The organism is Pragia fontium (genome assembly GCF_900638655.1).
Taxonomy (GTDB): domain Bacteria; phylum Pseudomonadota; class Gammaproteobacteria; order Enterobacterales; family Enterobacteriaceae; genus Pragia; species Pragia fontium.
In genome coordinates, this window is sequence record NZ_LR134531.1 from 217,861 (window position 1) to 242,368 (window position 24,508).

18 protein-coding genes are annotated in these 24,508 nt (G+C 47.0%); 12 read left to right on the forward strand and 6 right to left on the reverse strand.

The features are described from left to right. Window positions 1-160 precede the first annotated feature (160 nt). From rpoH to EL341_RS00880, 9 genes are all read left to right on the forward strand, one after another. Window positions 161-1,018, forward strand: coding sequence for an RNA polymerase sigma factor RpoH (gene rpoH, locus EL341_RS00840; RefSeq protein ID WP_047779624.1), 858 nt, complete (start codon window positions 161-163; stop codon window positions 1,016-1,018). A gap of 142 nt (window positions 1,019-1,160) precedes the next feature. Beyond that, window positions 1,161-1,484: a thiosulfate sulfurtransferase GlpE gene (gene glpE, locus EL341_RS00845; RefSeq protein ID WP_047779625.1), complete on the forward strand. Its 324-nt coding sequence runs from the start codon at window positions 1,161-1,163 to the stop codon at window positions 1,482-1,484. 286 nt (window positions 1,485-1,770) lie between these two features. After that, a complete protein-coding gene (gene glpG / locus EL341_RS00850) occupies window positions 1,771-2,601 on the forward strand; it encodes a rhomboid family intramembrane serine protease GlpG (protein ID WP_047779626.1) in 831 nt (276 codons plus the stop codon). A 49-nt stretch (window positions 2,602-2,650) separates the two neighbouring features. Further along, entirely contained in the window at window positions 2,651-3,412 is a 762-nt protein-coding gene (locus EL341_RS00855; RefSeq protein WP_047779627.1) for a DeoR/GlpR family transcriptional regulator, read from the forward strand. Window positions 3,413-3,772: 360 nt separating this feature from the next. Continuing rightward, window positions 3,773-5,278 carry a glycerol-3-phosphate dehydrogenase gene (gene glpD / locus EL341_RS00860; RefSeq protein WP_047779628.1) on the forward strand — a complete coding sequence of 502 codons (1,506 nt, stop codon included), beginning with the start codon at window positions 3,773-3,775 and terminating at the stop codon, window positions 5,276-5,278. A gap of 1,148 nt (window positions 5,279-6,426) precedes the next feature. Continuing rightward, window positions 6,427-7,122: a hypothetical protein gene (locus tag EL341_RS00865; protein WP_074823937.1), complete on the forward strand. Its 696-nt coding sequence runs from the start codon at window positions 6,427-6,429 to the stop codon at window positions 7,120-7,122. A 52-nt stretch (window positions 7,123-7,174) separates the two neighbouring features. Continuing rightward, window positions 7,175-13,285 (forward strand): YadA-like family protein, encoded by a 6,111-nt coding sequence (locus EL341_RS00870; protein WP_126466793.1) that lies wholly within the window; start codon window positions 7,175-7,177, stop codon window positions 13,283-13,285. 60 nt (window positions 13,286-13,345) lie between these two features. Beyond that, a complete protein-coding gene (locus EL341_RS00875) occupies window positions 13,346-14,122 on the forward strand; it encodes an OmpA family protein (protein WP_126466795.1) in 777 nt (258 codons plus the stop codon). Between the two features lie 18 nt (window positions 14,123-14,140). Continuing rightward, window positions 14,141-15,142 carry a hypothetical protein gene (locus tag EL341_RS00880; protein ID WP_126466797.1) on the forward strand — a complete coding sequence of 334 codons (1,002 nt, stop codon included), beginning with the start codon at window positions 14,141-14,143 and terminating at the stop codon, window positions 15,140-15,142. A 152-nt stretch (window positions 15,143-15,294) separates the two neighbouring features. Here EL341_RS00880 and nfuA read toward each other — a convergent pair whose 3' ends face one another. Next, window positions 15,295-15,873, reverse strand: a complete 579-nt coding sequence (gene nfuA / locus EL341_RS00885; protein WP_047779629.1) for a Fe-S biogenesis protein NfuA — start codon at window positions 15,871-15,873, stop codon at window positions 15,295-15,297. A 51-nt stretch (window positions 15,874-15,924) separates the two neighbouring features. Next, on the reverse strand, window positions 15,925-16,614 hold the full coding sequence (gntX, locus tag EL341_RS00890) for a DNA utilization protein GntX (RefSeq protein WP_126466799.1): 690 nt from the start codon (window positions 16,612-16,614) through the stop codon (window positions 15,925-15,927). A 65-nt stretch (window positions 16,615-16,679) separates the two neighbouring features. On the opposite strand from gntX, the gene bioH reads away from it, so the two are divergent. Both bioH and EL341_RS00900 read left to right on the forward strand, forming a co-directional pair. Continuing rightward, complete coding sequence (gene bioH / locus EL341_RS00895; RefSeq protein WP_126466801.1) at window positions 16,680-17,456, forward strand: pimeloyl-ACP methyl ester esterase BioH; 777 nt, start codon at window positions 16,680-16,682, stop codon at window positions 17,454-17,456. A 114-nt stretch (window positions 17,457-17,570) separates the two neighbouring features. Beyond that, complete coding sequence (locus EL341_RS00900) at window positions 17,571-17,843, forward strand: YdgH/BhsA/McbA family protein (RefSeq protein ID WP_074824161.1); 273 nt, start codon at window positions 17,571-17,573, stop codon at window positions 17,841-17,843. Window positions 17,844-17,926: 83 nt separating this feature from the next. Here the strand turns inward: EL341_RS00900 and EL341_RS00905 are convergent, their stop codons facing one another. From EL341_RS00905 to EL341_RS00920, 4 genes are all read right to left on the reverse strand, one after another. Beyond that, window positions 17,927-18,175, reverse strand: a complete 249-nt coding sequence (locus tag EL341_RS00905) for a FeoC-like transcriptional regulator (protein ID WP_047779633.1) — start codon at window positions 18,173-18,175, stop codon at window positions 17,927-17,929. Next, complete coding sequence (gene feoB / locus EL341_RS00910; protein WP_047779634.1) at window positions 18,176-20,494, reverse strand: Fe(2+) transporter permease subunit FeoB; 2,319 nt, start codon at window positions 20,492-20,494, stop codon at window positions 18,176-18,178. It abuts the gene before it with no gap. A 59-nt stretch (window positions 20,495-20,553) separates the two neighbouring features. Next, window positions 20,554-20,781 (reverse strand): ferrous iron transporter A, encoded by a 228-nt coding sequence (feoA, locus tag EL341_RS00915; RefSeq protein ID WP_047779635.1) that lies wholly within the window; start codon window positions 20,779-20,781, stop codon window positions 20,554-20,556. 591 nt (window positions 20,782-21,372) lie between these two features. After that, window positions 21,373-23,694: a Tex family protein gene (locus EL341_RS00920; RefSeq protein ID WP_074824162.1), complete on the reverse strand. Its 2,322-nt coding sequence runs from the start codon at window positions 23,692-23,694 to the stop codon at window positions 21,373-21,375. Between the two features lie 161 nt (window positions 23,695-23,855). Here EL341_RS00920 and greB point away from each other — a divergent pair, with 161 nt between their 5' ends. After that, on the forward strand, window positions 23,856-24,344 hold the full coding sequence (gene greB, locus EL341_RS00925) for a transcription elongation factor GreB (RefSeq protein ID WP_047779638.1): 489 nt from the start codon (window positions 23,856-23,858) through the stop codon (window positions 24,342-24,344). Window positions 24,345-24,508: the final 164 nt, after the last annotated feature.

The window sequence follows — 24,508 nt, forward strand, 5'->3', positions numbered from 1 at the left end:
CAAAATGACTCAATCAGAGGGAACTTATGGTTGAGATTCAAGTCTAAAAACGAGTAAGCAACAACGGCAAGGTAGAGCCCTTTACGTTTGGTTCCGGTGGATTATCCGGGTAAACAGTATCAAAATTACCAATAATTGATTTCTCTATGAGAGGGTTTGAATGACTAAAGAAATGCGAACTTTGGCTCTGGTTCCCCAAGGTAGTTTGGAGGCCTATATCAGGGCTGCCAATACCTATCCGATGTTAACTGCGGATGAGGAACGCGATCTGGCTGAACGGCTGCATTATGACGGCGATCTGGCGGCAGCGAAAAAGCTGATTCTGTCCCATCTGCGTTTTGTTGTTCACGTCGCTCGTAACTATTCAGGCTATGGATTACCTCAGGCTGATCTGATCCAGGAAGGTAACATTGGCCTGATGAAAGCGGTTCGTCGTTTTAATCCGGAAGTTGGCGTTCGTCTGGTTTCCTTTGCGGTTCACTGGATTAAAGCTGAAATTCATGAATACGTATTGCGCAATTGGCGCATCGTAAAGATTGCTACCACTAAAGCTCAGCGTAAGCTGTTCTTTAATCTGCGTAAGTCTAAGCAGCGTTTAGGCTGGTTTAGTCAGGATGAAGTTGAACTGGTTGCCCGTGAGCTGGGGGTTTCAAGTAAAGATGTACTTGAAATGGAATCCCGCATGGCGGCACAGGACATGGCTTTTGATATTTCTCCTGATGAAGACAATGAAAACAGCGCTGTGGCTCCAGCGATGTTCCTGGAAGATAAAACGTCTGATTTTGCTGAAAGCATTGAAGATGAAAACTGGGACAACGACGCAGCAGATAAGCTGACTCAGGCTCTGAGCGGCTTGGACGATCGTAGTCAGCATATTATACGTGCTCGCTGGCTCAATAATGATGAGACAAAAGCAACATTACAGGAACTCGCTGACTGTTATGGTGTGTCTGCCGAGCGTGTACGTCAGCTTGAAAAGAACGCCATGAAAAAACTGCGTGTGGCGATTGAAGCATAATCGAGCTTTGATGCTGAGTTGAGAAAAGGTGGCTTAATTAAGCCGCCTTTTTTATTGCCTGAAAATGGTGTATTCAGATCTATACCTGATATTCAAAATACCGCTATAATAGTTGAGTGTTTTACTATGGTATGGCGAGATTATGGAACAGTTCGGCACAATTAGCATCGATGATGCTTTTAAGCGTTTACAACAGGGCGAGGTATCATTAGTCGATATTCGCGATGCCCACAGCTTTCAGTCAGGCCATGTACCTGAAGCGATACACCTGACAGACTCTACCCTGAATGGGTTTATGCAGCAGACCGACTTCAGTCATCCTATTTTGGTGATGTGTTATCACGGCATCAGTAGCCGAGGGGCTGCCCAGTACTTGGTTAATCAGGGGTTTGAAGAAGTATATAGCGTTGAAGGTGGCTTTGAGTCCTGGCAGCGTCATTATCCGCAGAATATCATCACGTCTTAGTCTTACTGGTTTTTAAGGCTATTGGGCGATTACCCGATAGCCAACTCAACCTCCATCCAGCCTACATCTTTCATTTCTACCGGATTTACTTGAGTCTATCTATGATTAGAGGCGGCGTTATTAAGATAACCTCTAATAGGATAAGGTTTAATGTGATAAATTATGCCGGTATCAATAAGTTTATTGCGTAACTAATGCTTCAATGGCTGACATATCACTGGATGATATATTGTCAGACTGGCTATTCTTTACCTAAATTGTTGGGTTAATCTTTAAGTGAGTGTAGATGCTTCAGTTAATTGCTTTCTCTAATCCTCGTATGGCTCAGGCCTTTGTTGACTATATGGCGACCCTTAACGTCGATATTGAAATGCGTCACCAGCACGATCAGGTGGAGCTATGGTTAGCTGATGAAAGTGCGGAACCTATGGTTCGTCAGGAACTGGAGCAGTTTATTCATAATCCTACCGATCCGCGCTATTTGGCAGCCAGTTGGCAGTCAGGGGATCTGGATGCCAATATTACCTATCATCGTTCTGATACCCTATCGACACTGCGCCAACAGGCTGGCCCGTTGACGTTTGCGGTTATTGCTATCTGTGTTGTTGTTTATATCTTGATGCAGATTTTTGGCGATGAAACTTTACTGAACTTACTTGCCTATCCGGCGGACAGCAGCCAATATATTCAGGTATGGCGCTGGGTTAGCCATGCTTTTTTACATTTTTCTCTGTTACATATTCTCTTTAATTTGGTGTGGTGGTGGTATCTTGGTGGGCCGTTGGAAAAACGCCTTGGTACTGGAAAATTATTAGAGATAACGCTGCTATCGGCTATTTTATCCGGATATGGACAAGCGGTATTTAGCGGCCATTTGTTCGGTGGTTTGTCCGGTGTGGTCTATGCATTAATGGGATATTGCTGGTTGTCCGGTGAGCGTGCGCCGGAGCGTGGCGTCTTTATGCAGCGTTCATTAATGGTATTTGCCATCGTATGGTTAATTGCAGGCTACTTCGATATGTTTGGTATTTCGGTAGCCAATGCCGCCCATGTGGGTGGATTAGCCGTCGGTTTGGCTTTGGCATGGTGGGATACCCGAGCTTCTAAAAGGTATTAATAAACAATAACAAAGGGCGCGTCAGGATAAACGCGTTTAGGGTCTCGATGTGAAACAAACTCAACGACATGAGTCTATTATTGATCTGGTGCGTAAGCATGGCTATGTCAGTACCGAAGAGCTGGTAGAACATTTTAGCGTTAGTCCGCAGACGATTCGTCGCGATTTGAATGAGTTAGCCGATCAAAACAAAATTCAACGTCATCACGGCGGGGCCGCTTTACCTTCAAGTTCCGCGGTGAATGCCGCCTATCACGATCGTAAAGTGATGTGGTTGGCCGAGAAAGCCCGTATTGCTGAGCGCGTAGCCGCTCATATTCCAGACGGCGCCACTTTGTTTATTGATATCGGTACTACGCCAGAAGCCGTGGCTCACGCGCTGCTCAACCATAAAAACTTACGGGTGGTGACCAATAACCTGAATGTGGCGACCTTATTGACCGGTAAACCCGACTTCCGTTTGATTCTAGCCGGTGGTGAAGTGCGCTCTCGTGATGGCGGTATTATTGGCGAAGCGACGTTGGATTTCATTTCCCAGTTTCGTTTGGATTACGGCATTCTGGGCATTAGCGGTATTGATATGGACGGTAGCCTGCTGGAGTTTGATTACCATGAGGTACGTACCAAGCGGGCAATCATTGAGAATTCACGTAGCGTGATGTTGGTAACCGACCACTCCAAATTTGGCCGTAATGCGATGGTCAACTTAGGCAATATGGGGCTGATTGATTATCTGTTTACCGATGAAGAGCCGCCAGCCAGCGTAATGAGTATTATCAAACAGTACGATGTGAAGCTGGAACTCTGCTAATTAAGCTATCAGCAGGTAGCCCCTATTTTTTACGGGTTATCTGCTGATTTTCCCTCCTGTTTTTTATCTCTAATCCACTTTTTTACCTCAACCACTGCCTTACGGCGGTTCTTTGCTGTGATATAGACCATCAATAACCTTGTACTTTATGGCAGGTATGTCTATAGGTAACTTATCGGTCAAATAATAATCTTCTATAAAGCAGCAAATTACCCTTTAATTTATTGTGGTTTTAATGTTATCTGGATCACGCGAAAATGTTTTTATTTGGTTAATTGCTAGCTAAGCTGATTGCTTTTGTCTACAATAATGCTCGAAATCGAACATTATGAGCTCTTGCGAGCATAAAGAGGTAATAGAATGGAAACCAAAGACCTAATAGTTATCGGCGGTGGAATCAATGGTGCAGGTATTGCAGCTGATGCTGCCGGACGTGGGCTTTCCGTTCTACTGTTGGAAGCCCGGGATTTAGCCTGCGCAACCTCCTCGGCTAGTTCGAAGTTGATTCATGGTGGATTACGCTATCTGGAGCATTATGAGTTCCGTCTGGTCAGTGAAGCATTGGCCGAGCGGGAAGTGCTGCTGCGCTTAGCGCCACATATTGCGTTCCCATTACGCTTCCGCTTGCCTCACCAGCCGCATTTACGTCCGGCATGGATGATTCGTGCTGGTTTGTTCCTGTACGATCATTTGGGCAAACGAACCAGTCTGCCATCCAGTAACGGTCTGAAGTTTGGCCCGGACTCGGTGTTAAAATCGGAGTTGACCCGTGGCTTTGAATATTCTGACTGTTGGGTGGATGATGCCCGCTTGGTCGTTCTGAACGCTCAGGAAGTGGTTGAGCGCGGTGGTGAAGTACGTACCCGTACCAAAGTGACCCGCGCCTGGCGTGAAGAGGGTATCTGGGTAGTGGAAGCTTATGATGAAACCACCGGTGAAACCCTGACTTGGCGTGCCAAAGGCTTAGTGAATGCGACCGGCCCATGGGTGAAACAGTTCTATGATGATGGCCTACAGCTAAAATCACCACGCGGTATTCGCTTGATTAAAGGCAGCCATATTGTGGTACCAAAAGTACACAATCAGCCACAAGCGTATATTTTACAGAATGAAGATAACCGTATTGTTTTTGTTATCCCATGGTTGGGTGAGTTCTCCATTATCGGTACGACCGACGTGGAATATCATGGCGACCCGCATGATGTGAAGATTGACGATAATGAAGTGAATTACCTGCTGAAAGTGTATAACGATCACTTTAAAAAGCAGCTGAACAAAGATGATATTGTCTGGACCTATTCTGGCGTTCGCCCACTGTGTGATGATGAGTCTGATTCTGCTCAGGCGGTAACTCGTGATTATACTTTGGAAGTTGCTGATGACGCTGGCAAAGCACCGTTGCTATCAGTATTCGGCGGTAAATTGACGACCTATCGTAAGCTGGCTGAACACGCGATGGAGAAGTTAGCTCATTATTATCCGGGTATCGGCCCAGCATGGACCAAAAACGGTGTACTGCCTGGTGGTGATATGGGTACCGATCGCAATAGCTATGCGGCTCAGCTGCGCCGTAAGCACGATTGGTTACCTGATACGCTGGCTATTCACTATGCCCAGACTTATGGTTCACGTACCGAAATGCTGCTGGAAAACAAAAACAGTTTGGCTGATTTGGGTGAAGACTTCGGTCATGACCTGTATGAAGCCGAGCTGGAATATCTGGTAGCTAAAGAATGGGCTCTGGAGCTGGACGATGTGATTTGGCGTCGTACCAAGTTAGGTATGTGGCTGAGTGAAGAACAGCAGCAGCGCGTCGCAGCTTGGTTAAAAGATGTCGCGGGTAGAAAAACTCGGTTTGCTGAATAAGCAAGTTAGGTAGCAGTGTTGCTATAATCTGACACTTTCTCTGCTTTTAAAACGCCCGATGTATTTCATCGGGCGTTTTGTATTTTAGCGCCAGCAGGCGCATTATTAATATCGACTGCTCATTCATCCTCTTTCTCTCCCGATTCCTCTCTACCGGTCGTGTCTGCAATCATTTCATTGTTAACATTTCATTCACCCGCTCAGCCAGTATTTACCTTTGCTTTCATACATTTTTTACTACCTTAATTATGACCTGAAAGATTGAGTATTGATTTCAGATTTGGCCAATGATTAGTTGTGGCTGTGGTTCTTTTATTCACTTTTCTGGCATAAGAGGAAGAGATTTTCACCTAGGCTTTTGTGTTAGGGAGAATAGAAATGTATAGCTAGTTGAGTTGCATTCTAATTGATTTTATCAATGAACTTAAAATGGATATTGAGAAGGTGATGAGTTGGCAGGATGTTTAAAATAGTGTTACTAAATAGAATTCTCAGTCTGGTGTTTTTAATGTAAACACAAAAAATTAATCTTATTTGAGTGTTTTTTAATATGAAATTACGAGTGAAATTTTTTTATATATTTAGCGTGATATTTTTTACTGTGTATTTAATTCCATGAGTTATTATTTTTTTTATTAACTATTTATGATGTTACTTATTTATTTTATTTTGTTTTTTTTGTGGTTTGCATTAAATTTCAATTGGTTATTTTTATTTTTTTGCAGAGTGATACTAGGGTTGCCGATAAATACCTAAAAATGGTAATAGAACTTAACGATCGATTAATAAATTATAATAGTCATTAACTATCATATCGATTTAATTGATCGGTTAAAACAATTATCATTTTTTCGAGTATCTTGCCTAAAATAAACCTGTTAATAGAAAAGGGGCTTTCATCTTTTAGCTAAATAAATAGTCTCCTAAAAAATAATTTTATAAATAAACTTATTTCCAGAATGATTAATGGAATGTGGTCTGCTGGATTGCGATTCTAACAGGACTCTGGCATATCGATATACGCTGAAAATGATGCTTTGAACGTCATGTCAGTTATTAACAATGGATGATTTTTCATTCTTTTAATTATTAAAAGAAAAATCGCTGATGGCTTTTATTAAGACGACGCACTCTGGGATAGAAATATTATGTTTATATTACCTGATAAAAACTCAGTAAGAAAAGTACTGAGTGTTCTGCTGTTTTCCTTATTTACCTGTGTGGCTACGGCTAATGACAAAACGCCTGCGGTAATATTCCAGCAGGCGATTAACGATGATCTTACCGGTTATCACAGTGATGCACGTCAGAAATATGATGTGCTGAAAGGGACTGAGATATCAAAGGACATTGCCGTACCTTCTGCTGTTAATCTGGCTGCGTTGGGGCGTTATGGAGAGGCTCAGCGAGCATTTAATTTACTGCAGCAAGACGGTAACAGACGTGAACAAGATTATGCCCACTTGTGGGATTTATGGTTAACCGCCAGAACCTATCAGGGAGGTGGAGGTAAGGCGGCACTACAACGAAAGCTGACTGACAAGGTTGCAAATTATAAGTGGTCTTCTGCATATGAGTCGGCCATCGCAGATATTTATGCCGGGAAAAGTAGCGCAAAGGAAATATTTCAGCTGATCGACGGTATCACTTTCAACCGGGTAGAGGAAAAAGCTGATGCGGTAACCCAGACGGTATTCTTTATGGGGGGATATTACCAATACGTAATAAACCAGCCACAGCAAGCCATGGAATTATATCAGCGCTATGTATCGCATTTGAATAATGATTCGCTGGAACGGAGTCTGATTCAGAAAGAGCTGCTGTTCCTGAGTACACCTAAATAATTTTTTAAAGGAATAAGCCTGTCTTTTTATCGAAGGGACTGGGGGGGAAGAGATGAATACAGTATATCGTTTGGTCTGGAATGTGAGCCTAGGAATATGGACCGCAGTCAGTGAATTTGCTAAAGCAAAAGGGAAAGGAAAAAGCGCATTACGGTTGGCAAAATCTGCGGTAATTAGCGCATTATCTGTTGCCATGATGTCCACATCTGCATGGGCTTATGTCGTCGGAGGTGGTTCAAGCGTTGATAGTAAGGCCGTGGCTATTGGAACAGGAGCCAACGCAGCTAACTACACGCTTGTATCGGGTGTTGGTGCTGGAAATAAAGAGATTAATGGTAAAAATGTTTCAGCCGTAGCGATAGGCAATAACGCTAAGGCCGTTGGTGCTTCTGTTGCTATTGGCGATAACGCCACTACTGCTGACCTTCTCTCTACTGCCGTAGGGGCCTATTCTAAGGCGGGAATGGGGGGATCTGCTTTTGGGGTTGCCTCTCTTGCGACGGGAAGAGACTCAGTGGCTTTTGGTTATGCCACTGAAGCATCGGGCAGCGGATCTCAGGCAATTGGCGTGTCCTCCAAAGCGACAGCAAGCAATGCTCTGGCAATTGGTGCTGGTGCTAACGCCGCTGGCGAATCTAGCCTTTCTCTTGGTTACACCTCTAAAGCTAGTGGCATAAATGGAGTTGCTATCGGTTCAGGGGCTGTATCCAGTGCATTACGTGCTGTAGCTATCGGCTCCGGGTCTAAATCCAGTGCAGCAAATGCTGTGGCGATCGGCACGAGTGCTGTGGCCAACAATGAAAACGATATTGCCCTAGGCACCGGTTCGTTAACCGAGAAAGCGGTAGCGACTAAAGATGTGACGTTGAACGGCCTCCATTATATTTTTGCTGGCGGTGGGCCAACCAGCACGGCCAGCGTGGGCAGCGTGGGGAATGAGCGTACCATTACTAATGTGGCAGCGGGTCGCCTGTCGGCCAGCAGTACCGATGCGGTGAATGGCTCCCAGCTGTTTGCTACCAACAGTGCGGTAACGAATATCTACAACACCGGTACTAAGTACTTTCATGCCAATTCTACCGGAGCTGATTCTCAGGCGAGTGGTCAGGATGCGGTGGCTATCGGTACGGGTGCAGTGGCCAACAATACTAATGATATCGCTTTGGGCGCAGGTTCGTTAACCGCGGCCGCAGTAGCGACTAAAAACGTGACGCTGAACGGCACCAGCTATATATTTGCCGGAACAACGCCCGGAAGCACCGTCAGCGTGGGCAGTTTGGGGAATGAGCGTACCATCACCAATGTGGCAGCGGGTCGCCTGTCGGCCAGCAGTACTGATGCAGTGAATGGCTCCCAGCTGTTTGCTACCAACAGTGCGGTAACGAATATTTACAACACTGGCACCAAGTACTTCCATGCCAATTCTACCGGAGCTGACTCTCAGGCTCTTGGACAGGATGCGGTGGCTATCGGTACGGGTGCGGTGGCCAACAATACTAATGATATCGCTTTGGGCACAGGTTCGTTAACCGCGGCCGCAGTAGCGACTAAAGGCGTTAAACTGAATGATGTTGATTATGTGTTTGCCGGAGCAACACCAACCAGCACCGTGAGTGTGGGCAGTGTGGGTAAGGAACGCACCATCACCAATGTGGCGGCGGGTCGTCTATCGGCCAGCAGTACCGATGCGGTGAATGGCTCCCAGTTGTACGCCACCAACAGTGCCGTGACCAATATTAAGAACACCGGTACCAAGTACTTCCATGCCAATTCTACCGGAGCTGATTCTCAGGCGAGTGGTCAGGATGCAGTGGCGATCGGTATGGGTGCAGTGGCCAACAATACTAATGATATCGCTTTGGGCGCAGGTTCGTTAACCGCGGCCGCAGTAGCGACTAAAAACGTGACGCTGAACGGCACCAGCTATATATTTGCCGGAACAACGCCCGGAAGCACCGTCAGCGTGGGCAGTTTGGGGAATGAGCGTACCATCACCAATGTGGCGGCGGGTCGCCTGTCGGCCAGCAGTACTGATGCGGTGAATGGCTCCCAGCTGTTTGCTACCAACAGTGCGGTAACGAATATTTACAACACTGGCACCAAGTACTTCCATGCCAATTCTACCGGAGCTGATTCTCAGGCGAGTGGTCAGGATGCGGTGGCTATCGGTACGGGTGCGGTGGCCAACAATATTAATGATATCGCTTTGGGGGCAGGTTCGTTAACCGCGGCCGCGGTAGCGACTAAAGGCGTTAAACTGAATGATGTTGATTATGTGTTTGCCGGAGCAACACCAACCAGCACCGTGAGTGTGGGCAGTGTGGGTAAGGAACGCACCATCACCAATGTGGCGGCGGGGCGTTTGTCGGGCAGTAGTACCGATGCGGTGAATGGCTCCCAGTTGTACGCCACCAACAGTGCCGTGACCAATATTAAGAACACCGGTACCAAGTACTTCCATGCCAATTCCACCGGCACCGATTCTCAGGCTCTTGGCCTGGATGCAGTGGCTATCGGCATGGGTGCGGTGGCTAACCATGCCAACGATATTGCCCTGGGTGCCGGCTCGTTAACCGCAGCAACGGTAGGAACCACCGGGATTAAGTTGAATGACGTTGATTATGAGTTTGCCGGAGCAACACCAACCAGCACCCTAAGTGTGGGTAGTGTGGGTAAGGAACGTACCATCACCAATGTGGCGGCGGGTCGTTTGTCGGGCAGTAGTACCGATGCGGTGAATGGCTCTCAGTTGTACGCCACCAACAGTGCCGTGACCAATATTAAGAACACCGGTACCAAGTACTTCCATGCCAATTCCACCGGCACCGATTCTCAGGCTCTTGGTCAGGATGCAGTGGCTATCGGCATGGGTGCGGTGGCTAACCATGCCAACGATATCGCTTTGGGGGCAGGTTCGTTAACCGCGGCCGCGGTAGCGACTAAAGGCGTTAAACTGAATGATGTTGATTATGTGTTTGCCGGAGCAACACCAACCAGCACCGTGAGTGTGGGTAGTTTAGGCAATGAACGCACCATCACCAATGTGGCGGCGGGTCGTCTATCGGCCAGCAGTACTGATGCGGTGAATGGCTCTCAGTTGTACGCCACCAACAGTGCCGTGACCAATATTAAGAACACCGGTACCAAGTACTTCCATGCCAATTCCACCGGCACCGATTCTCAGGCTCTTGGCCTGGATGCAGTGGCTATCGGCATGGGGGCGGTGGCTAACCATGTCAACGATATTGCCCTGGGTGCCGGCTCGTTAACCGCGGCAACGGTAGGAACCACCGGGATTAAGTTGAATGACGTTGATTATGAGTTTGCCGGAGCAACGCCAACCAGCACCCTAAGTGTGGGTAGTGTGGGTAAGGAACGTACCATCACCAATGTGGCGGCGGGTCGTTTGTCAGCCAGCAGTACTGATGCGGTGAATGGCTCTCAGTTGTACGCCACCAACAGCGCGATAGAGAATATTGCCAATACGGGTACCAAGTACTTCCATGCCAATTCCACCGGTACTGATTCTCAGGCTCTTGGCCTGGATGCAGTGGCTATCGGTATGGGGGCGGTGGCTAACCATGCCAACGATATTGCCCTGGGTGCCGGCTCGTTAACCGCGGCAGCGGTAGGAACCACCGGGATTAAGTTGAATGACGTTGATTATGTGTTTGCCGGAGCAACGCCAACCAGCACCCTAAGTGTGGGTAGTGTGGGTAAGGAACGTACCATCACCAATGTGGCGGCGGGTCGTTTGTCAGCCAGCAGTACTGATGCGGTGAATGGCTCTCAGTTGTACGCCACCAACAGCGCGATAGAGAATATTGCCAATACGGGTACCAAGTACTTCCATGCCAATTCCACCGGTACTGATTCTCAGGCTCTTGGCCTGGATGCAGTGGCTATCGGTATGGGGGCGGTGGCTAACCATGCCAACGATATTGCCCTGGGTGCCGGCTCGTTAACCGCGGCAGCGGTAGGAACCACCGGGATTAAGTTGAATGACGTTGATTATGTGTTTGCCGGAGCAACGCCAACCAGCACCGTGAGTGTGGGTAGTTTAGGCAATGAACGCACCATCACCAATGTGGCGGCGGGTCGTTTGTCGGGCAGTAGTACTGATGCAGTGAATGGCTCTCAGTTGTACGCCACCAACAGTGCCGTGACCAATATTAAGAACACCGGTACCAAGTACTTCCATGCCAATTCCACCGGCACCGATTCTCAGGCTCTTGGCCTGGATGCAGTGGCTATCGGCATGGGGGCGGTGGCTAACCATGTCAACGATATTGCCCTGGGTGCCGGCTCGTTAACCGCGGCAACGGTAGGAACCACCGGGATTAAGTTGAATGACGTTGATTATGAGTTTGCCGGAGCAACGCCAACCAGCACCCTAAGTGTGGGTAGTGTGGGTAAGGAACGTACCATCACCAATGTGGCGGCGGGTCGTTTGTCAGCCAGCAGTACTGATGCGGTGAATGGCTCTCAGTTGTACGCCACCAACAGTGCGATAGAGAATATTGCCAATACGGGTACCAAGTACTTCCATGCCAATTCCACCGGTACTGATTCTCAGGCTCTTGGCCTGGATGCAGTGGCTATCGGCATGGGGGCGGTGGCTAACCATGCCAACGATATTGCCCTGGGTGCCGGCTCGTTAACCGCGGCAGCGGTAGGAACCACCGGGATTAAGTTGAATGACGTTGATTATGTGTTTGCCGGAGCAACGCCAACCAGCACCGTGAGTGTGGGTAGTTTAGGCAATGAACGCACCATCACCAATGTGGCGGCGGGTCGTTTGTCGGGCAGTAGTACCGATGCGGTGAATGGCTCCCAGCTATTTGCTACCAATAGCGCGGTCACAAATATTTATAAGGATGTGGGAAACCTGAAACAGGATGCTCTGTTATGGGATCCGCTGCTTAATGCATTCAGTGCTAGTCACGGTAGCAGTACGGTAAATAAAATTACCAACGTGGCGGAGGGTGAACTCAGTAAAACCAGTACCGATGCGGTGAATGGTAGTCAACTTTATGCGACCAATCAAAAAGTAGAGAGTATCGATAACCGTGTGACAAATATTGAAAACAACGTAGTACCTACCATGCGCTACCTGAAGGTTAACTCGACGGGAGCAAATGCCGTGGCTAGCGGAACGGATGCTATCGCTCTGGGACAGGGAGCGGTCGCCTCAGGGGATAATGCTATCGCTACCGGTAATGGAGCACAGGCGTCTGGAAATGGTGCGATTGCCACTGGTAACAATGCAAGTGCATCAGGTACCGGCAGCGTAGCTATTGGCGACAACGCTACTGTGACAGCCAATAACTCCGTGGCGTTAGGAGCAGGTTCAGTCGCGGATCGAGATAATTCCGTTTCTGTGGGCTCATCAGGTAATGAACGGCAAATTACTAACGTTGCTGCCGGTACCGAAGATACGGATGCGGTTAACGTAGCCCAGTTGAAACAGGTATCGGGGGATGTGACCAATATTAGCAACGATGTGACCAATATCAGTAACGGTAAAGACGGTATGTTCCAAGTGAACAATACCAGTAACTACGCCAAACCTGTGGTGACCGGAAGTGATGCGGTAGCGGGCGGAGCTGGTTCATCGGCCTCGGGTAGTAATAGTATGGCAGTTGGAACTAAGTCTTCTGCTTCAGGTGAGAGCAGCGTTGCACTAGGTAATCACTCATCAGCCACGGCGAAAAACTCCGTCGCGTTGGGGGCAAGCTCGGTTGCCGATCGTGAAAACAGTGTCTCTGTTGGTTATGCAGGTGCTGAACGCCAAATCACCAATGTAGCAGCGGGTACGGCGAGTACTGATGCGGTGAACGTCAGCCAGTTGAAACAGGGGATTACTGAATCAAATCAGTACACCAACAAGCAATTTAATAATCTGAAGAACATGTTAGATGACCAGAAAGACAAATTAAGTGCTGGTATTGCTGGGGCAATGGCGATGGCAACCTTACCGCAACCGTATTTTCCAGGAGCCAGTATGGTCGGTCTTTCTGGGGGTACCTATCAGGGAGAATCCGCGGTGGCGCTGGGACTTTCTACCATTTCGGATAACGGTAAATGGGTAACCAAGTTTTCTGGAACCACTACGAGTCAGGGCGATCTTGGTGCCTCTATTGGCATCGGTTATCAATGGTAACCACTAACAGATATCCCCGCTCTGAGGGCGGGGAACTGCCGATTTTTAAGGATTAAGATCATGAGTAAAAAATTGATGAAGATAAATATGCTGGTGTCAGTTTGTGCCCTGTTGCTGTTATCCGGCTGTACTCGCAGTATTAGCCAAATCGACAAACAGGGACAAACGGCTGAGCCGGTGTTTCCGGCCGTCTCCTCAGCGGTGCGATCCGAAGGGAGTTATCCAAATGTAGATGCCCTGATGAACGTTAAGCCTGGGATGACCAAGGCACAACTGTATGAGCTTATTGGCGTACCACATTTCAAAGAAGGTGTTTTTCGGGTGAAGGAGTGGGACTATATTTTTCACTTCCCGGTGGAGGGACAGGAAGATATCACCTGCCAGTTTAAGGTACTGTTTGATAATCAAATGAAAGCTCAAGGGATTTATTTCCTGCCACAGAATTGTCTGTCGAAGTTAAAAGCCCCAATTCAACGTGAACTACGTTCTGAAGCGTTGTTTCCATTTGCCAGCGCCACGTTGAGCTATAGCGGTATCGCTCAGGTGTCAGCTCTGGCGGCAGAACTTAAGGTCATTGGATTGGAGGGGGTGCGTGTGTTGGTGCTCGGACATACCGATCGTATTGGTAAACCAGTGGATAACCAAAAGCTATCACAGGATCGGGCAGACGAAGTGAAAAGGTTGCTGACTATACAAGGTATTCCGGCGAGCATTATCGATACCCGAGGGTTGGGTGATAGCGAACCTCGCGTGGATTGCCCGGGAAGAAAATCAAATGCGGTCATTGCCTGCTTGGCACCCAATCGTCGAATGACGGTGGATGTCGTTATTCATTAATTCAGGTAAGTATTACTTATGAAAAAAAATCATATTTTAAAGACAGTCGCTGGCGGTCTTTTTTTCCTCAATAGCCTCCCGGTACTCAGTGCCCCACAGGATCTGCCAGTGTGGCATATCAGCATGCCAGCATTAAGTATGATAACAGAGTCGCTGAATGCGTTGGTGCCAAAGTTGAATGGTGAACGCAATCTATTTTTGATGCAGCAGATTTGTTCGCTGGCAAGAGGAGAGCGTTTGCAACAGCAGGTTGATCTGGCGCTGCAGCAAAATGGTATCGACCCTGCGCGCATTCCCCTTACTGGCAATAGTTTTTCTCTGTTAGTGAATGGCAATATAGAACAGCAGCAGACGGTTTGTGCGGCTTGGCTAGCGACATCATTGTCGGAACCAGTAAATTCGTCAACGTGGTATCACGAGAGAAAAGAGCAAGAAACAGAGATAATTGCGACACCACAAAATACCATTAACTGGAAATTTTGGGAAACGCAGGAGCTTCCTCGTGCGACCATGACCGAAGAGGAAAGGAAAGCATCGGAATACGATAAGAACAAACTGATTAGTGAAGCGAAAGTCACCATGGCTCTCTCTCAGGCCACGGCTAAGCTGTATGCGCTAATAGCCAATAATATCCCAACAAGTCCTGTTACTGAACAGGAGTACCAAGCCAATGTCTTGATGACAGTCAGCAACTATGCGGGAGAGTATCTCCGTACAATACAGATGCTCTATCATGGCCGCCAGCCCTATGGACTGAGTATTCATCGTGTTTCGGCAACGGGATTTACTGTGGCGGATGAACAAGGATATGAACTGGAGAGGGTACGTAATAAGACCTCGTTACGCTATCAAGACGTTGATTGGTTGGGCAATGGAAAAATCATGGGTAAGGACTACTTTGTTAATTTGAAGGTCATTGCTGATCCAGTGATTGCCGTGCAGAGAGTTGAACCTACAGAGGAAGCATCGCCGAAAGTGATAGAGAAAGAGCCAGTTATCAATAGGAAAGGAAAGCGTTAAAAAAGCGAGGCATTCTATGCATCATCTGTAGAATGCCCGATGAACCACATCAGGCGTTCTAAAATCTGAGAAAGCATCAACTTATCAGTAAGTCGTGCAGAATCCATCACTCAATCCACCTTCACCGAAGGTGGATAACTAAATCTTCAAAATTACTTATAGTAAGAATGCTCACCGCTCTGGTGTTCAGTCAGATCTTTTACGCCCTTCAGTTCAGGGAAGCGCTGCAACAGCTCTTTCTCAATACCTTCTTTCAGGGTGTAGTCAACCATCGAACAACCATTACAGCCGCCGCCGAATTGCAGAATCGCAAAACCATCATCGGTGATTTCCATTAGAGAAACACGACCACCGTGACCAGCTAACTGAGGGTTGATTTGTGATTGCAGCATATATTCTACGCGCTCAATCAATGGTGCACTGTCATCGACTTTACGCATTTTGGCGTTAGGTGCTTTCAGCGTTAGCTGTGAGCCTAGCTGATCGGTAACAAAGTCGATTTCAGCATCTTCAAGAAAAGGTGCGCTGATTTCATCAATGTAAGCAGAAATCTCGCCGAATGTTAACTTGGTATCGCTTGCTTCAACCGCATCCGGTGGGCAGTAAGAAACACCGCATTCTGCGGTTGGCGTGCCTGGATTAATCACGAAAACACGGATTTGCGTGCCTTCTTCCTGATTAGCCAGTAATTTTTTAAAGTGGGATTGGGCTGAATCGGTAATAATAATCATGACATGCTCAGTAGTTGACCTTTCTTGTCGGATATAATACGCCTATTTACCCTAACTCTTCAAGGTGCGGCATAAACACCAAACCTGAATAGAGGCAGCACCGTGTAGTAATAACAAACGGCTAATTTCTGCCACGGTACTGCCGGTAGTGACAATATCATCCAATAAAGCAATATGCTGTCCGCGTACGTCGCCGTTACAGGAAAAGGCATCCATCAGATTACACTGCCGTTGGTTGGCGCTTAAATTTCGTTGGCTGGGGGTAGGGCGATGGCGGGAAATAATGTCAGGTAGATACCGACAGTTAACCCATCGAGAGAGCCTGCGAGCTATCAAGTCGGTTTGGTTGAATCCGCGTCGCCAGTGGCGAGTATGGTGCAGAGGGACAGAAATCAGTAAATCAGGACGAGAGAGCTGGCGTATCCTGCGCGCGTTTAGCCAAGATAAGAGAAGTAAACGCGAGAGGAGTGGGACATATTTATCTTCGCCATAAAATTTTAAGCGGCTGATAAAGTATTTTAGCGGTGAGCAATAGTCGCTGACGGCAATAAGCTGCTGCCATTCTGGTGGTATTATTTGGCACTCGACACACTGGCGAGTCTGACTGGATGCCGGTAAACCGCAGCGCGGGCAGCATACGGGTAAAGAAGGTAGCAGATTCAGACAAACGCTACATATAGCATGTTGTACAATGGCAAGTGGCTGTTGGCATAGCCAACATAAGCTATTCATTATCGGCATTTTATCTTGACTCAGTGGGCCACCGGCGGGTGGTTTGCATTTATTAATTAGCAGGAACCATACTCATGTCATCACTTTATTGTCAGACTTTTGGCCATGGCGAGACCGATCTTGTGCTGTTGCACGGTTGGGGATTGAATACCGGGGTCTGGCATTGCATCGTTGATAGGCTTACGCCGCATTTTCGCGTGCACCTTATCGATTTACCGGGCTATGGTCGTAGCCAGCAGTATGGTGAGATGGAACTGGAAGAGATGACGTCTGTGGTGTTGAACAATACACCGGAGTCAGCGGTATGGCTTGGCTGGTCTATGGGAGGACTGGTGGCCAGTAAAGCAGCGCTGATGGCACCTGAACGGGTACAGGCACTGATTAGCGTAGCATCATCTCCCTGTTTTACTGAACGTAGCGATGAAGGTTGGCCGGGTATTAAAACATCGGTGCTAAACGGATTCGAAAATCAGCTCAGCATCGATTTCCAGCAAACGGTTGTCCGTTTTTTAGCGCTGCAAACGCTGGGTACGCCGGATGCCCGTAAAGATGCTAAACAGTTGAATCAAGTGATTCTTAGCTGCCCAATGCCAAGGGTTGAGGTGTTGAATAGTGGTTTACGTATGCTGGCAGAAAATGATTTACGCTCAGAACTGGTTGATCTTCAACCGCCTTTTTTGCGTATTTATGGTGCGCTGGATGGACTGGTACCGCGGAAAATTATTCCTCAGTTGGACCAGCTATGGCCAAGCTCTCATTCTCTGATGATCGACCACGCCGCTCATGCCCCTTTTATTTCCCATCCGGAGATTTTTTGTCAGGAAATAATATATTTTGTGAATAATTTATAGTTAGCTGAAACATATAAAAATTTAGTTTTGGTTATTTTTTGACAAATAAGGGATATGCTAAATACTTAATATGATCGTGAGACATCAGTATTCACTTTCTATTAAGGAGCTATTATGAAAATGTTTAGGACACTGGTTATCGCTATTGCAGCTGGCTGTTTCTCTCTCAGCGCCTTAGCCGCAACCGAGATTACCAAAGAGCAGGCTAAAGAAAACAACTACGAAAAAGTAGGTTCTGTTAATTTAGCCAAAAAAGCGACGGCATCACCAACTGATATTAAAGAAGCTCTGTCTAAGTTAGCCGATGAAAAAGGCGGCAAGTATTTCGTTATTATTGCTGAAGGTGGTAATAATCAAATCGAAGCAACGGCAGAAGTGTATAAATAACATCTCTTTGTAATGCTTTAATATAAAAAAGAATACCGCACATGTTACGGTATTCTTTTCTGGTATTGCCTGAGTTTGTCAATTTAATCAGTAGGATGACTTTTAATCCGATAGGCCTCGGTCAGACATTTTTTCCCTTCTGGGCAGCTTTTGCAGCTACCCGTCAGACAGCTGGAATCCACCTCTACCCGTTCAATTTTTCCCATCGCTTCGAGCTGTTTTAGCATTGCCTGCATTAAGGTCGGTGGTTGCTTAAATTGATGGCTAAGCTGATTCAATTCGGCGATACCCAGCAAGGCAATCGCATCACGTACAGCAATTAGGCTGACCATTTAATGGCAGTGTCCGGTTTTGTCTTTACAGCAGGCGGCTTCTACGCTGGTTTTCGGTATGCGCGTGGTAACCCGATCGCGAGCGTGATACAGGATATACATCAGCAAGGCATTAAATGACACAATAGTGGTGATAATCATAATGGATTGCTGTGGATGAGAAGCAAAGTTGGCTATCTGGTAGAACGACGTTGCCAGACTATAGGCCACATCAAGTCCCCAAAAAATGGAGAACAGCATCCAGCCTCTACTGCTTTCTCGGGCAATGGCACCCATGACCGATACGCAAGGGACATACAGCAGCACAAAAATCAGATAGCTGTAAGCGGCAGAAATACTGCCAAACTTACTGCTCATGACCCCCATAGAACTGCCTTCCATATTGCCGTCGCCTTTACTGGCTTCAATAGGGTTGCTGAGAGCGCTTAGGGTGAAGGTTTCTTTTAGGCTATCCCAGGTTTCAGTTACCGCACCTTCCAGTTCAGTCAACAGATTGAAGTTCTGATAATCAAAGGGTTCTTTGGTAATTTGTTCGGCGGTATACAGGGTATTTAATGTTCCGACGACCACCTCTTTAGCCATGGCGCCGGTGATCAGACCGACGGTGGCTTGCCAGTTATCTTGGGTTACGCCCATTGGGTGCAGTAGTGGGGTTAACACTTTGCTGGTAGAAGCCAAGGCGGATTCATTAATGTTATTTACCGGTTTGCCTGAAAACGAGAAGCTGTTTAGGCCACCAATAATGATGCTGGCGATAACAATCACGGTTCCAGCGCGTAGTACGAAGCCTTTGAGGCGCTGCCATGTTTGTAACAATAAACTTTTCACATGGGGTACGTGATAAACCGGCAACTCCATAATAAACGGTGTCGCTTCGCCTCTCATAATGGTGTACTTCAACATCAGGCCGGTGAGAATAGCGACGATAATCCCCAGAATGTAGAGCGAGAATACAATTAGCGCGCCGTCTTTGCCAAAGAAGGCCGCTGAGAAGACCGCAAATATGGCCAGTCGAGCTCCGCAGGACATAAAGGGAGCCATCATAATGGTCATCAGACGTTCCCGTGGTGCATCCAGTGTACGGGTGCCCATAATGGAAGGGACGTTACAGCCAAAACCAACAATTAACGGCACAAATGATTTACCCGGGAGTCCGAGCGCGTACATCAGTTTATCCATAACGAATGCTGCCCGCGCCATATAACCGGAGTCTTCCAGAAAGGATAAAAACAGATACATCAGGCCAATTTGTGGAACCAGAGGCAGAACGGTATTAATACCCCCGCCGATACCTTGAGCCAGGAAGATAGTTAGCCATTCTGGGAAATGCAGAGTTTGACCGACCCATTGAATGCCAGAAATAAAAATGGCGGCTGAGCCAGCGTCAAACAGCGGTTGTAGTGCTCCGCCGATATTAATCGCCAGCACAAACATCAGGTACATGACTAACAGAAATATTGGTAGCCCCAGCCAACGGTTAATCAAGACCTTATCGAGTCGCTGAGTCAGCTTACTTGGTTGAGCCTGACTAATGTTATGTACATCATGACAGATAGTCGCAATAGTCTGATAGCGGGCATCGGCAATAATCAGTCCCGGATCTTCCTGATAATACTGCTGTAATATTTCTCGGGCTTCTGGCAACAGTTCAACGGCCTGCCCGGACAGTGAGCTACTGTAAATATCCCCTTCCAGCATTTGTAAAGCTAACCAACGAGTTTGCTGATTGGATAATGACGCAGGCATCAGACTAGCCAGTCGGCCGGCCTGATCTTCAATAATATCCGGATAGGTAATCAATGATTCATGTTGATTTGATTGCCATGTATCAATCACCGCTTTTAATTCTTTTAAACCTTGAGCCCGCGTGGAGACCAGCGGAATAACCGGACAGCCCAGCTTGTCAGCAAGCGCTTCAATATCAATTTCGATATTCTGGTTGTGGGCAATATCCAACATATTCAGGGCGACAATGCAGGGAATACCAAGTTCTAACAGCTGTAATGTCAGATAGAGGCTACGTTCGAGGTTGGAGGAATCTACAACGTTGAGTAGCAGGTCGGCTTCGCCGCTTAAAATATAGTGACAGGCAATCTGTTCATCGAGAGAAGATTGCTCTGATATGGTGGTGAGTGAATACGTTCCCGGCAGGTCAACCAGCGTGACTTGATGACCGTCAGTCTTGAAGTGGCCTTCCTTACGCTCAACGGTGACCCCAGCCCAATTTCCTACACGCTGGCGTGAACCAGTAAGCTGATTAAACAGGGTGGTTTTACCTGAATTTGGGTTACCGATTAATCCAATAGTAAGTTGTTTCATGTGTTAGCCAGGAAAGAGGAAAGTGATGAATATTGATTGTTATTAACCCAGTACATCGATTATTCAATCGGGCTGAGTTTAATAAAATTTAAATCTTTTTTTCGCAGCACCAGACATATGCGGGGTGTTTCAATTTGAATGGGATCACCGAGTGGCGCTACGCGGATAACGCGAAATATGGAGCCGGGTAATAGACCAAGAGAAAGCAGTTTTTGTCGATATGCAGGATTAATTTCGGCACTGAAGCCGGTAATTTTGTATGAGCACTGAGGTTGTAATGATTTCATAGCGTTATTATGTAACCTTAACTCACATTTTTAAACAGCATAAGACGTATCAAATAACGGTTGAATGGTTAACCAGTAACAGCCAGCCGTTATCAATTGATCATCGCCACTCTTAATTGTCATGCTTACGATGCTAATGTTAGTAATAATGATTATCGTATACAATGACACGACAATTGTTAAGCGTAAATAATTATTACTATCTTTGTTCATCGATATTGCCAGCATTAATATGCGCGATTTGTCTGGAAAAGTTTTTGCGGGTCAAGAGAATACCTTGTTTTTTAATTATTTGATTTATATATTAAATTTATAAGGTGAAGCGATGTTCGTAAAGAAGATGGAAATTAGCGGGAATATGCCCAAGGACGGATGTTTTTTGTCTGTTACTTATTGAAGATAAAAGAGAATCTGACTTTATATAATGAATTTATTTTTTCTGATTATTTTATTCGGCAATAATATTTAACCAATAATACACGTAATAAAGAATGATCTTTGTTTGATTTAAATCAATTAGATAACTATTCACAGGCTGTGGCTTATATTAGCTGTCACCGACAGCCAATGAATAGTTTATGGTATCACTGACTATCGCTTCATTTTATTTAAAGCGGCCGCTAGTGCATCACCCATTGCGCTGTTATTGCCACCTGACGCGGGTTTAGCCTTTTGCTGAGAAGCTTGGCGTTGTGGCCGGTCACGTTCGACAGGAGAAGATTTACGACTGCCGTTTTCACCCGGTTGTTCATCCAGTCGCATAGAGAGCGCGATGCGTTTACGGGCCAGATCAACCTCCATCACTTTCACCTTCACAATATCCCCGGCTTTGACAACCGTGTGCGGATCTTCGACAAACTTATCCGCCAGCGAGGAGATATGGACTAGGCCATCCTGATGTACGCCAATATCCACAAATGCACCGAAGTTGGTAACGTTGGTAACGGTACCTTCAAGGATCATCCCGACGTTGAGATCGTTCAGGGTTTCCACACCTTCGGCGAAGTTAGCGGTTTTAAACTCAGGACGAGGATCGCGACCCGGTTTTTCCAGCTCTTTCAGAATATCTGTCACGGTAGGTACGCCGAAACGCTGGTCAACAAAGTCTGACGCTTTTAAGCCACGCAGGGATTCCGGGCTACCCATCAGGTCCCGTAGCGTTTTATCTGTTGCTGCCAGAATACGTTCTACCACCGGATAAGTTTCCGGGTGAACGGTAGAGGCATCCAATGGATTATCCCCTTCATTAATGCGCAGGAATCCGGCACATTGCTCAAAGGCTTTCGGTCCGAGGCGACTCACATCTAACAGTTGATTACGGTTGTTAAAACGCCCGTTGGCATCACGCCAGTCCACGATATTTTGAGCGATAATACGGCTTAAACCAGCAACGCGAGTTAGCAGTGGCACAGAAGCGGTATTCAAATCCACACCAACGGCGTTTACGCAGTCCTCAACCACGGCATCCAGACGACGCGCCAGCAAGGTTTGGCTAACGTCATGTTGATACTGGCCAACGCCGATGGATTTCGGTTCGATTTTTACCAGTTCCGCCAGTGGATCCTGTAAGCGGCGAGCAATAGATACCGCACCACGTAAAGAAACGTCCAGATCGGGGAATTCCATTGCGGCTAATTCAGAGGCGGAATACACCGATGCACCCGCTTCACTGACGATAACCTTCTGTCCTTTAACGTCAGGATATTGGCGCTGTAGCTCAAGATAGAAACGTTCCGTTTCCCGGGAGGCGGTACCATTACCGATGGCAACCAGTGCTACATCGTGTTTTATGCACAGTGCAGCCACGCTGGCAGCGGCTTTGGCCGCCTGACCGGTATGTGGATAGATGGTATCGGTGGCAACCAGTTTTCCGGTCGCATCGACCACGGCAACTTTTACCCCAGTACGCAGACCCGGATCCAGCCCCATGGTGGCACGCATACCGGCAGGTGCTGCCATCAGCAGATCGTGCATATTGCGAGCGAAAACGTTAATTGCTTCATCTTCAGCACGTTCTCTCAGGCCACCCATTAGCTCGGTTTCCATATGCATCAAAATCTTAATACGCCAGGTCCAGTTAACCACGGCCTTACGCCAGCTGTCTGCTGGTGCGTTGTTTAAACGCAGATTGAGATGATCGGTAATAATCTGTTCGCAATAGCTTTCACGCGGCGGTTCATCGTGCTGCGGATCGGCATTTAAAGCGAGGTTCAGGATGCCTTCATTACGACCGCGGAACATTGCCAGCGCTCGGTGAGAAGGGGTGTTGGCAATGGGTTCCTGATGGGCAAAGTAATCGCGGAACTTGGCTCCTTCCTCTTCTTTACCTTCGATAACTCGGGAAGTCAGGTAAGCATTTTTCCACAGATAGTCGCGGACTTTACTTAACAGTGCAGCATCTTCGGAGAAACGTTCCATTAAAATATAACGAGCGCCGTCAAGGGCAGCTTTGGTATCCGCGACCCCTTTGTCACTATCAATGTAGGTGGCAGCAACCTGTTCCGGATCCTGCTGTGGGTCTTGCCATAGGCTGTCTGCCAGTGGCTCCAGACCAGCTTCGATAGCAATCTGCCCACGAGTACGGCGCTTGGGTTTGTAAGGCAGGTAGAGATCTTCCAGTTCGGTTTTACTCATGGTGCCATTGATGGCTGACGCAAGTTGGTCTGATAATTTACCCTGTTCGCTGATAGACTTAAGAATAGTTTGACGGCGATCTTCCAGTTCACGCAAGTAAACCAGACGGGCCTCCAGCTGTCGGAGTTGAGTATCATCCAGACCACCGGTAACTTCTTTACGGTAACGGGCGATAAAGGGAACGGTGTTGCCTTCATCCAATAAGTTCATGGTGGAGAGAACCTGCTCAGCTCTGACCTTTAGCTCATCGGCAATGGTGCGACTTAATAGATTATTCATAAAGCATACATTTGTCTGTTTGAGGAATTAGGGTTGTTATACGGATTACTGAATAAAAATACCAGAACAACCAGTATAAGCATGGCTTAATGTATATAAACTAAGGTTAACTTATCGTAGTTAAGCTACAATTTGAAATAGTTTGAAGTGTAGAGAATCTAATGGCAAAGAGTAATTACATTACCCGTCAGGGCTGGGAAGCGTTGGATACCGAGCTGAAATATTTATGGCGTGAAGAGCGGCCAAAAGTCACTCAGGCTGTTTCCGAGGCTGCCGCGATGGGCGATCGTTCTGAAAATGCGGAATATATTTACGGTAAGAAGCGACTGCGTGAGATTGATCGGCGGGTACGCTTTTTGACTAAGCGCTTAGAAGTATTAAAGATTGTTGACCCGAATCCGCAACAGGAAGGTAAAGTCTTTTTTGGTGCTTGGGTGCAAGTAGAGAATGACAACGGCGAGCTGAACGTTTTTCGTTTAGTTGGACCCGATGAGTTTGCGCCGTCCAAGAAATGGATTTCTATTGATTCACCGGTAGCCAGAGCATTGATTGGTAAGAAAATTGATGATGAAGTGAGCGTTGAAACGCCGAATGGTTTGGCAACGTATTGGGTGGTTGATATTCGTTATCGCCCCTTTGATGAAGAATAAAAAACATTGTTTTTTATAAAGTTACACATAGTTTTGCACAAATGAACGGCTGAGTTTAGTTAACCTGAATAGACAAAAGTTTACGGTTATTAATCTTTGTAACAATTTGTCCGCGTCAGTTATGCAAATTACGTTGTCTCAGCTAAACATATTATTTGAGTTTA

What these genes read in the sequence shown, in the direction of transcription:
- rpoH (WP_047779624.1), top strand. Translation starts at nt 161, where the DNA reads ATGACTAAAGAAATGCGAACTTTGGCTCTGGTTCCCCAAGGTAGTTTG.
- glpE (WP_047779625.1), top strand. Translation starts at nt 1,161, where the DNA reads ATGGAACAGTTCGGCACAATTAGCATCGATGATGCTTTTAAGCGTTTA.
- glpG (WP_047779626.1), top strand. Translation starts at nt 1,771, where the DNA reads ATGCTTCAGTTAATTGCTTTCTCTAATCCTCGTATGGCTCAGGCCTTT.
- glpD (WP_047779628.1), top strand. Translation starts at nt 3,773, where the DNA reads ATGGAAACCAAAGACCTAATAGTTATCGGCGGTGGAATCAATGGTGCA.
- EL341_RS00865 (WP_074823937.1), top strand. Translation starts at nt 6,427, where the DNA reads ATGTTTATATTACCTGATAAAAACTCAGTAAGAAAAGTACTGAGTGTT.
- EL341_RS00870 (WP_126466793.1), top strand. Translation starts at nt 7,175, where the DNA reads ATGAATACAGTATATCGTTTGGTCTGGAATGTGAGCCTAGGAATATGG.
- EL341_RS00875 (WP_126466795.1), top strand. Translation starts at nt 13,346, where the DNA reads ATGAGTAAAAAATTGATGAAGATAAATATGCTGGTGTCAGTTTGTGCC.
- EL341_RS00880 (WP_126466797.1), top strand. Translation starts at nt 14,141, where the DNA reads ATGAAAAAAAATCATATTTTAAAGACAGTCGCTGGCGGTCTTTTTTTC.
- nfuA (WP_047779629.1), bottom strand. Translation starts at nt 15,873, where the DNA reads ATGATTATTATTACCGATTCAGCCCAATCCCACTTTAAAAAATTACTG.
- gntX (WP_126466799.1), bottom strand. Translation starts at nt 16,614, where the DNA reads ATGCCGATAATGAATAGCTTATGTTGGCTATGCCAACAGCCACTTGCC.
- bioH (WP_126466801.1), top strand. Translation starts at nt 16,680, where the DNA reads ATGTCATCACTTTATTGTCAGACTTTTGGCCATGGCGAGACCGATCTT.
- EL341_RS00900 (WP_074824161.1), top strand. Translation starts at nt 17,571, where the DNA reads ATGAAAATGTTTAGGACACTGGTTATCGCTATTGCAGCTGGCTGTTTC.
- EL341_RS00905 (WP_047779633.1), bottom strand. Translation starts at nt 18,175, where the DNA reads ATGGTCAGCCTAATTGCTGTACGTGATGCGATTGCCTTGCTGGGTATC.
- feoB (WP_047779634.1), bottom strand. Translation starts at nt 20,494, where the DNA reads ATGAAACAACTTACTATTGGATTAATCGGTAACCCAAATTCAGGTAAA.
- feoA (WP_047779635.1), bottom strand. Translation starts at nt 20,781, where the DNA reads ATGAAATCATTACAACCTCAGTGCTCATACAAAATTACCGGCTTCAGT.
- EL341_RS00920 (WP_074824162.1), bottom strand. Translation starts at nt 23,694, where the DNA reads ATGAATAATCTATTAAGTCGCACCATTGCCGATGAGCTAAAGGTCAGA.
- greB (WP_047779638.1), top strand. Translation starts at nt 23,856, where the DNA reads ATGGCAAAGAGTAATTACATTACCCGTCAGGGCTGGGAAGCGTTGGAT.